The organism is Nostoc sp. (assembly GCF_036917195.1).
In the GTDB taxonomy this organism is placed as follows: domain Bacteria; phylum Cyanobacteriota; class Cyanobacteriia; order Cyanobacteriales; family Nostocaceae; genus Nostoc.
This window is the reverse complement of sequence record NZ_JBALDG010000017.1, coordinates 1-497: the sequence shown is the minus strand read 5'-3', so window position 1 is coordinate 497 and position 497 is coordinate 1. Positions and strand designations below refer to the sequence as shown.

The 497-nt window shown below is 44.9% G+C and carries 1 protein-coding gene; it reads right to left on the bottom strand.

Going from position 1 to position 497, the window contains the following annotated elements; translation table 11 throughout:
• Window positions 1-497 (bottom strand): DUF4157 domain-containing protein (locus tag V7K40_RS05485; RefSeq protein ID WP_334957443.1); only part of this gene is annotated, 497 nt, incomplete at both ends.

The following is a 497-nucleotide window of genomic DNA, read 5'->3' as shown; positions in this document are numbered from 1 at the left end:
TTATGAGCCAATTCATGAGCTGTCAAATGATCGTTGTCTGGTGAATTCCCCTTTCCGTAGAAAATATCATTACCAGAAGTGAATGCCTCTGCACCTATCTCCCTGTTCATTTGTACTGCTTCGGAACCTGTATGCACTCGCACGTCTGATAAATTAGCATTAAAACGAGGTTCCATGAAGGTTTTTACTTTCTCAGGCAAAGGGCTTCCCCCACCTTTAGCTTTGTTTAACCGACTCTCCAAATCACCAGTCTCCTGTGTGCGATGATCGCTCTGTGGCATTGCTTTATGTTGCACTAAAGGAGTTATCCCAGCAGCCAGAGGTTGAGAGCGTACTTGTTTTTGTGTCTCTGAAGTGACCATCTCTGGTTGCAGGGTTGATATAGACATAACTTGACTTGCAACTGCGTCAGCTTCTTGCTCGTACTTATCTCCAGGCTCCCCAATTGTCAGTTTTGCCTGAATGGGTTGTAGTCGTTTTGTTTTTGGCTGTGCCAT